The sequence below is a fragment of the Cryobacterium psychrophilum genome, from assembly GCF_004365915.1.
GTDB classification, from domain to species: Bacteria; Actinomycetota; Actinomycetes; order Actinomycetales; family Microbacteriaceae; genus Cryobacterium; species Cryobacterium psychrophilum.
The window spans coordinates 1,663,284-1,676,190 of sequence record NZ_SODI01000001.1 but is presented as its reverse complement, the minus strand read 5'-3'; the positions used below and the strand labels follow the sequence as shown (position 1 = coordinate 1,676,190).

Here is a 12,907-nt window from a genome sequence, read left to right as displayed (position 1 = left end):
TCATGACGTTTCTGCCGCCGGGCGATCTTCAACCGGACAAAGATCCGAAGACGCCGTCGATGAACCGGATCGTCATCTGGGTGGTCGTCGGCGGCATCGGCGCGTATTCCCTACTCTCCGGCATCATGGGACTCATCGATAAATAACGGGTAGTCTGAATGCGTGATCGAGAACTTCTGGGCCAACGCACTCTTTTCAGTAATCCCCACCATTTTTCTGGGGCTGCTGTTCTGGATGCTGCTGCGCTCGATTCTCCACGCCGACCGCACCGAACGTAAGGTTTATGCCCAGATCGAGGCCGAAGAGCGTGCGCGCCTCGGTCTCGACAAGCCCGTCACCTGATTCGAATGTTCGGCATCGATGGAACGACCATCGTCGTTCTTCTGGCCTTCGTCGTTGACTTCGCTGTCAGGGTGGTGGCGATCATCGTCGTGCCGCGCAATCGGCGGCCCATGTCGGGCATGGCCTGGCTGCTGACGATCTTCTTCATTCCCTATGTGGGAGTGCTGCTGTTCCTGCTCATCGGTTACCGCACCCTGCCGAAGAAGCGGCTCGCGATGCAGGCCGAGATCAACCAGTTCATCCTCGAAAGCACCGAGGGAGTGGAACGCGTGCAGCGCGACCATCCGTGGCCGACCTGGCTGGAATCCGTGGTGGAACTCAACCGCAACCTCGGGGCGATGCCGCTCGTGGGTGACAACAGCGCGAGCCTGATCGGCGGGTACCAGGACGCGTTCGACGCAATGATCGCGGACATCGATGCGGCGACGAAGTACGTGCACGTGGAGTTCTACATCCTCTCCCTCGACGACACCACGGCCCCGTTCTTCGACGCCATGGAACGGGCCGTCGCGCGCGGCGTGACCGTACGCGTGCTCATGGACCACCTGCAATGCCTGCGCAAGCCGGGGTTCGGGCGCACCAAGAAGCGGATGACCGCGTCCGGGGTGCACTGGGAACTCATGTTGCCGTTGCAGCCCCTCAAAGGAAAATGGCAGCGCCCAGACCTGCGCAACCATCGCAAACTCCTCATCGTGGACGGCATCGTGGGCTTCATGGGCTCGCAGAACATCATTGACCGGTCCTACAACATTCGCCGCAACATTCGCCGGGGCCTGCAATGGAAAGACCTCATGACCCGGGTCGAGGGCCCGATCGTGGCAGGGCTCAACGCCATCTTCATCACCGACTGGTACAGCGAGACCAACGAGTTGCTCACGCGCGATGTGGAACCGGTACACCCGCAGATTGGCAGCGCTGCCCTCGATTGCCAGGTGGTGCCGAGCGGCCCCGGGTTCACAGGCGAAAACAACCTACGACTGTTCCTGGCTCTGCTGTACTACGCCCAGAACCGCATCGTCATCACGAGCCCCTACTTCGTTCCGGACGAGGCCATGATGTACGCAATCACGACCGCCACCCAGCGGGGCCTGCACGTGGAACTGTTCGTGTCGGAGATCGGCGACCAGGCGCTCGTCTACCACGCGCAGCGTTCGTACTATGAGGAACTGCTGCGGGCCGGGGTGAAGATCTACATGTACAAGGCACCGTACATCCTGCATGCCAAGCACTTCACGATCGACGACGACGTTGCCGTGATCGGCTCGAGCAACATGGACCAGCGTTCCTTCAGCCTGAACATGGAGGTGTCGCTCATGGTGCGCGGGGAGTCGTTCGTGCAGGAGCTGCGTGCGGTCGAGGACGGTTACCGGGCGAACAGTCGTGAGCTCACCCTCGAGGCGTGGATGAAGCAGTCGCTGCGTTCCACCGTGCTCGACAATCTCGCCCGGCTGACCTCCGCCGTGCAGTAGCGACGTCGTCGATTTACGTCGTCGGTGGGGCCCCGCAAGAGGGGGCGGGATAAGCATCCGTCACGCCTAGGGCGAACATCGGCCCATTGCCCGCGCAGTCTCGTTATTCTCGATGTAACGGCACCAACTGCCCTGGCGCCAAGGGAGCGATCATATGTTTGAGAGATTTACCGACCGAGCTCGTCGCGTCGTCGTTTTGGCCCAGGAAGAGGCCAAGATGCTCAACCACAACTACATCGGTACGGAGCACATTCTGCTCGGGCTGATTCACGAGGGTGAAGGCGTCGCTGCGAAGGCTCTGGAGAGCCTCGGCATCTCGCTGGATGCCGTGCGCGAGCAGGTTCAGGACATTATCGGTCAGGGGCAGCAGCAGCCCACCGGCCACATCCCCTTCACGCCGCGTGCGAAGAAGGTTCTTGAGTTGAGCCTGCGCGAAGCGCTGCAGCTTGGCCACAACTACATCGGTACCGAGCACATTCTGCTCGGCCTCATTCGTGAGGGTGAGGGCGTTGCTGCCCAGGTGCTCGTGAAGCTCGGTGCAGACCTCAACCGGGTGCGCCAGCAGGTCATTCAGCTCCTTTCTGGTTACCAGGGCAAGGAGCAGGTGCAGGTCGGCGCCAACGAGCAGACCGCCAACACGGCGGGCAGCCAGGTTCTCGACCAGTTCGGTCGGAACCTCACGCAGTCCGCCCGCGACAACAAACTCGACCCGGTCATCGGGCGCGAGAAGGAGATCGAGCGGGTCATGCAGATCCTGTCTCGGCGTACCAAGAACAACCCTGTGCTCATCGGTGAACCCGGTGTCGGTAAGACGGCCGTCGTTGAGGGCCTCGCCCAGGCGATCGTCAAGGGCGATGTCCCCGAGACGCTGAAGGACAAGCAGCTCTACTCGCTCGACCTCGGCTCGCTCATCGCTGGCAGCCGCTACCGCGGTGACTTCGAAGAGCGACTGAAAAAGGTCACCAAGGAGATCCGCACGCGTGGTGACATCATCGTCTTCATCGACGAGATCCACACCCTCGTGGGTGCGGGTGCCGCCGAGGGCGCCATCGACGCCGCCAGCATTTTGAAGCCCCTGCTGGCCCGCGGTGAACTGCAGACCATTGGTGCCACCACGCTCGATGAGTACCGCAAGCACTTCGAGAAGGATGCCGCGCTCGAGCGCCGCTTCCAGCCGATCCAGGTGAACGAACCGTCGCTGCCCCACACGATCAACATTCTGAAGGGCCTGCGCGACCGCTACGAGGCGCACCACAAGGTGTCGATCACCGATGGTGCACTCGTCGCCGCGGCGAACCTCGCTGACCGCTACGTCTCCGACCGGTTCCTGCCGGACAAGGCCATCGACCTGATCGACGAGGCTGGCGCCCGCCTGCGTCTGTCGATCCTGTCGAGCCCGCCCGAGCTGCGCGAATTCGATGAGAAGATCGCCGTCGTTCGCTCCAAGAAGGAGCTCGCGATTGAGGAGCAGGACTTCGAGAAGGCTGCCGGACTGCGCGACGAGGAGAAGAACCTCCTCGGAGAGCGCCTGCGCCTGGAGAAAAAGTGGAAGTCGGGCGACGTCAAGTCCACGGCTGTTGTTGATGAGGGTCTGATCGCCGAGGTTCTGGCCCAGGCCACCGGCATCCCCGTCTTCAAGCTGACCGAGGAAGAGTCCGCTCGCCTCGTGTTCATGGAGAAGGCCCTGCACCAGCGCGTCATCGGTCAGGAACAGGCCATCTCGGCGCTCGCCAAGACCATCCGTCGCACCCGTGCCGGGCTCAAGGACCCGAAGCGTCCGTCGGGTTCCTTCGTCTTCGCCGGACCCACCGGTGTGGGCAAGACCGAGCTCGCCAAGGCGCTCGCCGAGTTCCTGTTCGATGACGAGGCCGCCATGATCTCGCTCGACATGAGTGAGTACGGCGAGAAGCACACCGTCTCGCGTCTGTTCGGTGCCCCTCCCGGATTCGTCGGCTTCGAAGAGGGTGGCCAGCTCACCGAGAAGGTGCGCCGCAAGCCGTTCTCCGTGGTGCTGTTCGATGAGATCGAGAAGGCTCACCCCGACATCTTCAACTCGCTCCTCCAGATTCTGGAAGAGGGACGTCTGACGGATGGCCAGGGTCGCGTTGTTGACTTCAAGAACACCGTGATCATCATGACCACCAACCTCGGCACGAAAGACATCAGCGGTGGACCCGTTGGTTTCCAGCTCGAGGGTGACTCCACCACGGGCTATGAGCGTATGGCCGGCAAGGTGAAAGACGAGCTGAAGAAGAACTTCAAGCCCGAGTTCCTCAACCGCGTGGACGAGATCATCGTCTTCCCGCAGCTGACGAAGCCCGAGTTGCTTCAGATCGTGGACCTGTTCATCAAGCGTCTCGGCGTGCGTCTGCTCGACCGCGACATGACGGTGGACCTCACACTGGCCGCCAAGGAGCGCCTCATCGAGATCGGCTTCGATCCCACTCTCGGAGCGCGTCCGCTGCGTCGGGCCATCCAGCGTGAGGTGGAGGACCGTCTGTCGGAGAAGATCCTGCAGGGCGAGCTGAACGCGGGAGACCACGTTGACGTTGACTGGGCCGACGGCGCGTTCGTCTTCACCACCACGACGCGTGACGACGCGGTGGGTGTCGGCGTGAACACAACGGCGAGCGTTGGCACGGGCCCGGGTACCCCGGACCTCGCCATCACGAGCGACTAGCCACACGCAGTAACGAAGGGCCCGACGGAATACTCCGTCGGGCCCTTCGCTGTTCACCGGCGACAACAGACTCAAACCCAACACCCTCGTCACGGTCTACTGCTTCGACCGGCTCCACGGCGGATCGCTGCTGGGCGTATTGGCGCGGTGGGTGGCGGCGGGCCGCCAGGTTCGAGTGGGGTCGAAGAGCACCGGGCCGCGCAGGTGGGGGCGGCCGGTGATCATTCGGATGTCCCACCCGGCGGTGTCAATGGTGTGGTGGTGGAACCAGCACAACAGAACACCGTTTTCCACGTCGGTCTTTCCCTGAGATTGCCACGGAATCACGTGGTGCACCTCGCACCAGGCGGCGGCGATTTTGCAGCCGGGGATGACGCAGCCGCCGTCGCGGGCGGCGATCGCGCGGCGCTGGGCGGGGCTGAAGAAGCGTTCCTTCGCTCCGAGGTGCAGTACGTGACCGTCGTCGCCGATGATGACCTGCTGGTAGCCGCCCGCGCACAGCCGCTGGTTTACGCTGCGAAGGCTGATCGGGGCGTCCACGCCGTCGATCCAGCCGACGCCGCGACCGTTCTTCAGGTCGCGGGCGTTCACGTGCACCATCACGACGGGCGCCGCGCCGCCCATGGTCGGGGTTTTCGGGTCTCGGGCGGTCTTCTCGAACACCGCCCGCAGAATGTCGGCGCACTTCTCCCCGCCGGTACGGTCATCGACGGCTTCTTCGGCGCCGGGGATGAGTTCCCCGGCCTCCAGGCGCGCCTGGTCCTCCGCCGACGGAAACGCCGGTGCCGCGTGGGCACTGAGGAACGTGTTGAACACCCCGTTCATCACGCCGCGAAGGTCGGGCGTCACACCGCCGCGCAGCGGATACAGCCCATCCCGCAGGAGCCCGAACCCGAACGTGCTCTTCGCGGCCGTCTTGTCGTCGCTCGGCGCCGCCCCATCAGGGTCGAGCATCGCCGCCCATTCGTGGGCCTGCGCCCGAATGAGGTCGGCACTGAACGCGATCCCCGCACCCGGGAGGCCCTCGGTCTCGGCGGTGATCGCCCCCGTCGCCGACGCCACCAGGGCGCGTTCGGCCCGGTCGAGGTCGTCCGGGGCGACCCGGGTCGAGATCTGTTCGAGTGCGGTGACGATCACGTCGGCGGCGTCGACCCCGAGTTCCCCGGCGGCCAGACTCTCGGCGACGGCGGGGTGCCGCACCGGCATGACCTGCCCGACCAGTCCGCTGGTCGCGGACGAGACCCCGGTGATGGTGCCGCCGAGGCGCATCCGCCGCTTCGCCTCGCTACTCGAGATACGCGTCACCCCGGTGATCAGTTCGAACTTGCCGCGGCATCCGTTCTTCCACGCGAGCGAGTCATGACCGAGGCCGGAGTCGGCGCGAAAAGCCACGTTGGCGGCGGAGCTGATCCGGCCACCATCCACCCGACGCCCCACGGCCTCCAACGCGCCCATCACGCTGAGTGCATCGTCATCATCGAGGAGGCTGAACTGCACTCCGGCGAGGGCGGCCGTGACGAGTTCGCCGGCCTGCAGTAGCAGGGCGACCATCTCAGCTCCGGACTTCACCGTCGTGAACATACCCCCATTTTAGCGCGAATCGAACGTAAACGCGAGAGTTGCTCACCTGTTTCTTTATAGATCTTAGTAAGTAATTCTGCCGACCGAAGCCCGTAAACGAACCCGCCAGCGCCCTCACGGGCGCGGTTGGCGCCGGTTCCGGGCGCCAACGCAGCCCGCCTACCGGCCATTCCTCGGCCCGGAGATGGGCACCCAGCGCACCCAGCGCACCCAGCGCACCCTGCGCCGCACTCCGAACGCGCCCTCGGCATCCGCCCCCTCCGGTTGCTACTTCAGGAGATCCGCGGTCGACAGTACCCGACCGCCGCGTAGTCTCGCGGGCGAGTGGATGTTCCCGGCCGGATCTCCTGAAGTAGCAACATCACCCAGCGAGCGAGCGAGCGAGCGCGCGCGTGGGCGACCGGGGCGTTTGGGGCCCCGTGCGCGGCACTCGTCAGGACGCGTGGCACTTGTTCCAACGAGTGCGAGGGTGCCTAATGAGTGCCGCGGCGCCTCGCGGGGTCCGCCACGCTGGTCGGACGCGTCCGGGGGCACTCCCTAAACTTGAGGTTCCACGACGAAAGGGCCATCCGATGACGCAGAACGACTTCACGGTGCGCCGCGCTCGTACGAGTGACGTGCCCGGAATCCAGGCGCTCGTCGAGCCGCTCGTGCAGCAGCGCATCCTCCTCGGCAAAGATCTCGTCGTGTTCTACGAAGCCGTGCAGGAATTTCGTGTCGCCGAAGACTCCACCGGCCGCCTGATCGGCTGCGGCGCCGTCCACGTCATCTGGGAAGACCTCGGCGAGGTTCGCACCCTGGCCGTGGATGCCGCGTGGCTTGGCTACGGGGTGGGCCGCGCCCTGCTCGGGCGCCTCGAAGTGGATGCCCACGAGCTCGGCCTGACCCGCCTGTTCTGCCTCACGTTTGAGGTGCCGTTCTTCAGCCGCAACGGATTTGTCGACATGGGCTCCGAGACGGTCGATCCGGCCATTTATGCCGAACTCGTGCGCTCCCATGACGAGGGCGTGGCGGAGTTCCTCGACCTCGCCCGAGTCAAGCCAAACACCCTGGGCAATACCCGCATGGTGAAGGCCGTTTCGGCGGCTTAGCGCCACGGGCCGAGGCCGCGCGAGCGCCGGCATCCGCTTGACGGCGAGCATGAGGCGCCTTCCGCTCGGGCGCTCATGTGAGCAAACTTCGCTTTGTTAACCAACTGGGCACGCGCGCTGGATAGTCTGCGAGCACCACTCGGGACAATGAATATTCGCAGGGGAACCAATGAAAAATTCGTTCAGGAGCGTTTCTACGCTTATATCCGCGGCAGTTCTGGGAGTGAGCCTCGTGGCTGCCCCATTGGTTGCCCTACCCGCGATGGCCAATACCGGTGGCACCGGCGTGGTCATCAACGAGGCATATTTGAGCGGCGGTAGCGCCGGCGCTGCCTTCACGAACAAATTTGTGGAACTTTACAATCCCACGGATGCCGCCATCGACCTCAGCACGTGGTCGCTGCAGTACCGCAAAGCCACCGGTTCGTCGGTTGACGCCTTCAGCGGCAACGACACGCTGTCGGGCACGATCGCGGCCGGCGGATACTTCCTCATCTCCGGCGGCTCCAATGGTTCGACGACACCCGGTGAGGCCCTTCCGACACCCGACCTCGTCGGCAAGCTCAACCCCAGTGGGTCGGGTGGAACCCTCGTACTCGCCAACACCCAGTCGACCCTCACTCTCCCGTCGGGAAACATCGCCGGTAACGCCAGCGTCGTCGACGCGATCGGTTACGGCACGTCGCTGACCTTCGAAGGTGCGGCATCCGTCGCCCCGAACAGCAACACTGACGTCAAGTCCCTGAACCGCACGGGATTCGCCGACACGGACAACAACCGGGCCGACTTCAGCCTCTCTGCGCAAATTACCCCCACAAACTCGACGTCCCAGACGCCCCCGCCCACCGATCCACCTGTTCCCACGGACCCGCCCAGCGAGGTGACCGCCATCAGCGCGATTCAGGGCACAACAGCCGACAGCCCCCTCGTGGGCGCCACGGTGAAGACCACGGGAATCGTCACGGCAGCGTATCCGACCGGCGGCTTCGCGGGCTTCTACCTGCAGACCCCCGGCACCGGCGGCGCCATTGACCTCGGCACACACGCCGCATCCGACGGCCTGTTCGTCTACACGGGAACCGGGCTCACGGCCGACGTTGCCATCGGCGACTACGTTTCCGTGGTCGGCAATATCACCGAGTACTACGGCCTCACCGAACTCAACGTCGCATCACTAAGCGACATCACCTCGCTCAACGGGACGGACATTGTCGACCCGCTGCCCGCGACCGTTGGCCTGCCCGGCACGGATGCCGGGCGCGAGTCGCTCGAAGGCATGCTCATCGCCCCGGTCGGCGACTTCACCGTCACCAACAACTACGCGACCAACCAGTACGCCGAGATCGGCCTTGCGGCCGGAACGACGCCGCTGGTCAACCCCACGGTGACGGCACGTCCCGGTTCGGCGGAGTACACGGCGGCCATCGCAGACAACGCGGCCCGCGCTGTGACGCTTGATGATGGCGCGAGCACCAACTACCTCTCATCCTCCAACCAGGGCACCCCGGTTCCGTACCTCACGGTGAGTGACCCGCTGCGCATCGGTGCGGCCGTCACGTTCACGAAGCCGGTGATCCTCGACTATCGCTTCAGCGCCTGGAAATTCCAGCCGACCGAGGTGCTGACGGCGGCAAACGCCGCATCGGTACAGCCCGCAACCTTCGCCAACACCCGCACGGACGTTCCCGAGAACGTGGGAGGCGACATCCGCCTCGCAAGTTTCAACGTTTTGAACTATTTCTCCACAACCGGTGACTCCCTTACCGGCTGCACGTACTACAACGACCGGGCCGGAAACCCGATCACCGTGCGCAGCGGATGCGACGCACGCGGCGCGGCGAACGAGGTGAACTTCCTGCGTCAGCAGGCCAAGATCGTCGCGGCGATCAACGCGCTCGACGCCGACGTGGTGTCGCTCGAAGAGATCGAAAACTCCGCCGTGTTCGGCAAGGTTCGCGACGATGCCCTCTCCAACCTGGTGAACGCGCTCAACGCCGCCGCCGGCAGCACGGTCTGGGCCTTCGTGGCCTCGCCCGCCTTGCTTCCCGTCAACGAGGACGTCATCCGCACCGCGTTCATCTACAAGGTCGGCACCGTCGAAACCGTGGGAGCATCCACGATCCTCACCGGCTCGGCCGCCTTCAGCAACGCACGCCAGCCGCTCGCGCAGGCTTTCCAGCTGACCGGTGACGAGGGCAGTCGTTTCCTCGCCATCGTCAACCACTTCAAGTCCAAGGGTTCAGGCACGGGCGTCGATGCCGACATGGGAGACGGTCAGGGTGCATCCAACGCCTCACGCGTCAACCAGGCCACCGCACTCGTCGCCTTCGCCGATGGATTGAAGGGCAGCACGGGCATTGACCGGGTGTTCCTCACCGGGGACTTCAACGCCTACGACCAGGAAGACCCGATCAAGGTCATCACCGACGCCGGCTATATCACCCAGGAGGCCAAGAGCGGCGAGTACACGTACGCCTACGGCGGCACGGTTGGTTCGCTCGACCACGTGTTTGCTTCCCCCGAAGCGGATGCCACGGTGAACGACGTTGACGTGTGGAACATCAACTCGGTTGAATCGGTCGCCCTGGAATACAGCCGCTACAACAGCAACGTCACCAACTTCTACTCGGCAGACGCGTACCGCTCGTCCGATCACGACCCGGTCATTGTCGGGCTCAACATCGCCACCTCGTCTGCTGTCGAGCTCAACCTGCTCAACATCAACGACTTCCACGGGCGCATTGACGCCAAGACCGTCAAGTTCGCCGGAACGGTGGAGCAGCTGCGGGCCGAGTACGGTGACGCCAACACCCTGTTCCTCTCCAGTGGAGACAACATCGGGGCCTCGTTGTTCGCCTCTTCCTCACAGCTCGACAAGCCCACGATCGACGTGCTCAACGCGCTGGGTCTCAACGCCTCCGCCGTGGGAAACCACGAGTTCGATAAGGGCTTCGCCGACCTGCAGGGTCGAGTCAACGATGCAGCGGACTTCAGCTACCTCGGCGCCAACGTGTACAACGCGGGAACCACAACGCCGGCCATGCAGGAGTTCGAGGTCTTCACGATCGATGGTGTGCAGGTCGGCGTGATCGGCGCTGTCACCAAGGAGACCCCGTCGCTCGTGACGCCCACCGGAATCGCGGCGCTCAGCTTCGGCGACCCGGTCGAGGCGGTCAACCGTGTCGCAGCGGAACTCACCGACGGTGACCCGGCAAACGGCGAAGCGGATGTTTTGATCGCCGAATTCCACGAGGGCGCCAGCGGGGGCACCCCCGACCAAGCGACGCTTGAGCAGGAACTCGCCCTCACCGGCAGCGCCTTCGAGAACATCGTCAACGGAACCTCACCCGAGGTCGACGCCATCTTCACCGGTCACACGCACAAGCAGTACGCGTGGGACGCACAGGTTCCCGGTGCCGCGGACGGCGTAACGCGCCCGGTGCTGCAGACGGGAAGCTACGGCTCCAACATCGGCCAGGTCGTGCTCAGCTACGATCGCACCTCCGGTGACACGACCACGGTCAAGAACCGAAACGTAGCTCGTGTTGCCACCCCGGATGCCGAGCTCGTGACCATGTACCCGCGTGTTGCAACGGTGCAGGCAATCACGAACGCGGCGCTGGCCGAGGCCGCCGTTCTCGGTAACGTGCCGGTGGGTACGCTGACCGCCGACATCACCCGGGCCTGCGTTGACGGCGTTGCGCCGTGCTCCGAGAACCGCATGGCGCCGTCGACCCTGGGCACCCTCGTGGCGAACTCGCTGCGCGCCTCGCTTTCCGACCCCACGATCGGCGGCGCCGAAATTGGCGTCGTCAACCCGGGTGGAATGCGGTCCGACCTCTTGTACGCTCCCGACGGTGTCATCACCTACGCCGAGGCGAACGCCGTGCTGCCGTTCCTGAACAACCTCTGGACCACGAGCCTCACCGGCGCGCAGTTCAAGGTGATTCTTGAGCAGCAGTGGCAGACCAACGCGGATGGCACGATCCCGAGCCGTCCATTCCTGCAGCTGGGCCTGAGCGACAACGTGAACTACACATTCGATGCCAGCCGTGCTGCGGGCGACCGCGTGACGGGCATCTGGATCGACGGCGTGGCCATCGATGCGGCGCAGAGCTACCGCATCGGTTCGTTCAACTTCCTGCTCACCGGAGGCGACAACTTCCGTGAGTTCCTCAATGGAACAGCCACCCGTGACTCTGGTCTCGTCGACCGGGAAGCCTGGATCTCTTACATCCAGACCAGCAGCCCGCTGTCCCCGTCGTTCAAGGCCAACCAGGCCTCGATCACCGGCGCTCCGACCACCGCGGTCAACCCGGGTGACACGATCACCTTCACGGTGGGCGACCTCAACCTCACCTCGCTCGGTGCCCCGAAGAACACGCAGCTCGCGCTGCGCTGGTCGGGCACCGACGTGGGTACGGCATCCGTTGACGCCACCGGTACGGCTACCGTCACCGTCACAGTGCCGGCCGACGCCGTCGAGAACAGCGTGCTGGAGATGACCGCCGCCCCGTCAGGCACCATCGTGCGCCTTGCGATCGCGGTGGCCGTCAGCGCCGCACCGGGGGATGCGCCCACCGCAGTCCCCGAGAAGTCGTTGACCAAGGTGCTCAAGAACGCGATCGACACCGACAAGGACTCCTATGTGGCCGGTGCCACGATGGTTGTCGACGTCGGGGTGGAACACGCCGGAGAGTACGTGTCGGTGTGGGCCTACGCCAAGAAGGAGGCCCACAATCTGGGCGGATGGCTACTGGTGAGCGCTGAGGGCACCGTGAGCGTCACGCTCGACGAGGGTCTCAAGCAGAGCAAGCACACCATCTCCGCGCAGAACGCGGACGGTGACGTGATCGGCTGGACCGACGTCAAGGTCGATAAGGCCAAGAAGGCACCGAAGCCGCCGAAGGGCGTGCAGCGCTAACCCGTCGGCTTTGACACTGCCCGCCTGCAACCGGAACCTCTCCGGTTGCAGGCGGGCAGTGTGCATTCCTGCAACAAATGCCTCCGACACGCTCACCATTACCGGGTGCGAGCTCCGAACGTCATTAACCTTGGGGCATGTCGACGATCAAGCAGCCTCTCGGCCGCCAGTCCAGCAAGGTATACCGGCGCCGTCGTCTCGTAGCGCTACTCGGACTGCTCCTGGTGGCGGTCGTCATTACCCTGGTGATCGTGAAACCTGGCGCGAGCAGCGGAGAACCCGGCGCGGGTTCGGGGGCATCGCCGGCGAGCACCGCGACGGATGCTTCGGCGAGTCCGGCCCCGTCAGCGGCAGCCACGGTCGATGGTGCTCCGTGCGACGCCGGCAATGTGGCGATCGAGGCGCTCACCGACAAGAGCACCTACGAATCGGGGGAGCTGCCGCAGTTGTCCCTGAGCCTCACGAACAATGGCTCAAACGCTTGCGCGATCAACGCCGGCACGGCTCAGCAGGTGTTCACGGTGACGAGCGGCAACGACACGTACTGGACGTCGACGGACTGCCAGACCGATGCCGCGGACTCCGAGGTCACGCTCAAGCCCGGTGTGACCGTGAGTTCGTCGACGCCCATCGCGTGGGACCGCACCCGTTCCGCCGCGGGCACGTGTGAGGACCCGACGCGTGAGGCCGCTCCCGGGGGCGGTGCCTCCTACTTTCTGAACGTCACGGTCGACGGAATAGCCTCCACGAGCCCCAAACAGATCCTCCTCTACTAACTCCGCCCCGTCTCGTTGGTCGAGCCTGTCGAGACCCCGTGACC

General features: G+C 64.5%; 8 protein-coding genes. 7 read left to right on the top strand and 1 reads right to left on the bottom strand.

Annotated features, from left to right (window positions below; all coding sequences use genetic code 11):
• Window positions 1–2 precede the first annotated feature (2 nt).
• From EDD25_RS17505 to EDD25_RS07825, 4 genes are all read left to right on the top strand, one after another.
• On the top strand, window positions 3–146 hold the full coding sequence (locus EDD25_RS17505; RefSeq protein WP_166671239.1) for a hypothetical protein: 144 nt from the start codon (window positions 3–5) through the stop codon (window positions 144–146).
• A gap of 16 nt (window positions 147–162) precedes the next feature.
• On the top strand, window positions 163–342 hold the full coding sequence (locus EDD25_RS07835; protein ID WP_134172782.1) for a hypothetical protein: 180 nt from the start codon (window positions 163–165) through the stop codon (window positions 340–342).
• A gap of 5 nt (window positions 343–347) precedes the next feature.
• Window positions 348–1,811 carry a cardiolipin synthase gene (cls, locus tag EDD25_RS07830; protein WP_134172781.1) on the top strand — a complete coding sequence of 488 codons (1,464 nt, stop codon included), beginning with the start codon at window positions 348–350 and terminating at the stop codon, window positions 1,809–1,811.
• Window positions 1,812–1,965: 154 nt separating this feature from the next.
• Window positions 1,966–4,491 carry an ATP-dependent Clp protease ATP-binding subunit gene (locus EDD25_RS07825; RefSeq protein WP_134172780.1) on the top strand — a complete coding sequence of 842 codons (2,526 nt, stop codon included), beginning with the start codon at window positions 1,966–1,968 and terminating at the stop codon, window positions 4,489–4,491.
• Window positions 4,492–4,587: 96 nt separating this feature from the next.
• Here EDD25_RS07825 and EDD25_RS07820 read toward each other — a convergent pair whose 3' ends face one another.
• Entirely contained in the window at window positions 4,588–6,072 is a 1,485-nt protein-coding gene (locus EDD25_RS07820) for an HNH endonuclease signature motif containing protein (RefSeq protein WP_134172779.1), read from the bottom strand.
• Window positions 6,073–6,644: 572 nt separating this feature from the next.
• On the opposite strand from EDD25_RS07820, the gene EDD25_RS07815 reads away from it, so the two are divergent.
• The 3 genes from EDD25_RS07815 (at window position 6,645) to EDD25_RS07805 (ending at window position 12,863) form a co-directional block, all read left to right on the top strand.
• Window positions 6,645–7,163: an amino-acid N-acetyltransferase gene (locus EDD25_RS07815; protein WP_134172778.1), complete on the top strand. Its 519-nt coding sequence runs from the start codon at window positions 6,645–6,647 to the stop codon at window positions 7,161–7,163.
• Window positions 7,164–7,395: 232 nt separating this feature from the next.
• A complete protein-coding gene (locus EDD25_RS07810; protein ID WP_241986340.1) occupies window positions 7,396–12,087 on the top strand; it encodes an ExeM/NucH family extracellular endonuclease in 4,692 nt (1,563 codons plus the stop codon).
• A 137-nt stretch (window positions 12,088–12,224) separates the two neighbouring features.
• Window positions 12,225–12,863: a hypothetical protein gene (locus tag EDD25_RS07805; RefSeq protein WP_134172776.1), complete on the top strand. Its 639-nt coding sequence runs from the start codon at window positions 12,225–12,227 to the stop codon at window positions 12,861–12,863.
• Window positions 12,864–12,907 lie beyond the last annotated feature (44 nt).

Coding starts and splice junctions, on each gene's coding strand:
- EDD25_RS17505 (WP_166671239.1), top strand. CDS start 3: ATGACGTTTCTGCCGCCGGGCGATCTTCAACCGGACAAAGATCCGAAG.
- cls (WP_134172781.1), top strand. CDS start 348: ATGTTCGGCATCGATGGAACGACCATCGTCGTTCTTCTGGCCTTCGTC.
- EDD25_RS07825 (WP_134172780.1), top strand. CDS start 1,966: ATGTTTGAGAGATTTACCGACCGAGCTCGTCGCGTCGTCGTTTTGGCC.
- EDD25_RS07820 (WP_134172779.1), bottom strand. CDS start 6,072: ATGTTCACGACGGTGAAGTCCGGAGCTGAGATGGTCGCCCTGCTACTG.
- EDD25_RS07815 (WP_134172778.1), top strand. CDS start 6,645: ATGACGCAGAACGACTTCACGGTGCGCCGCGCTCGTACGAGTGACGTG.
- EDD25_RS07805 (WP_134172776.1), top strand. CDS start 12,225: ATGTCGACGATCAAGCAGCCTCTCGGCCGCCAGTCCAGCAAGGTATAC.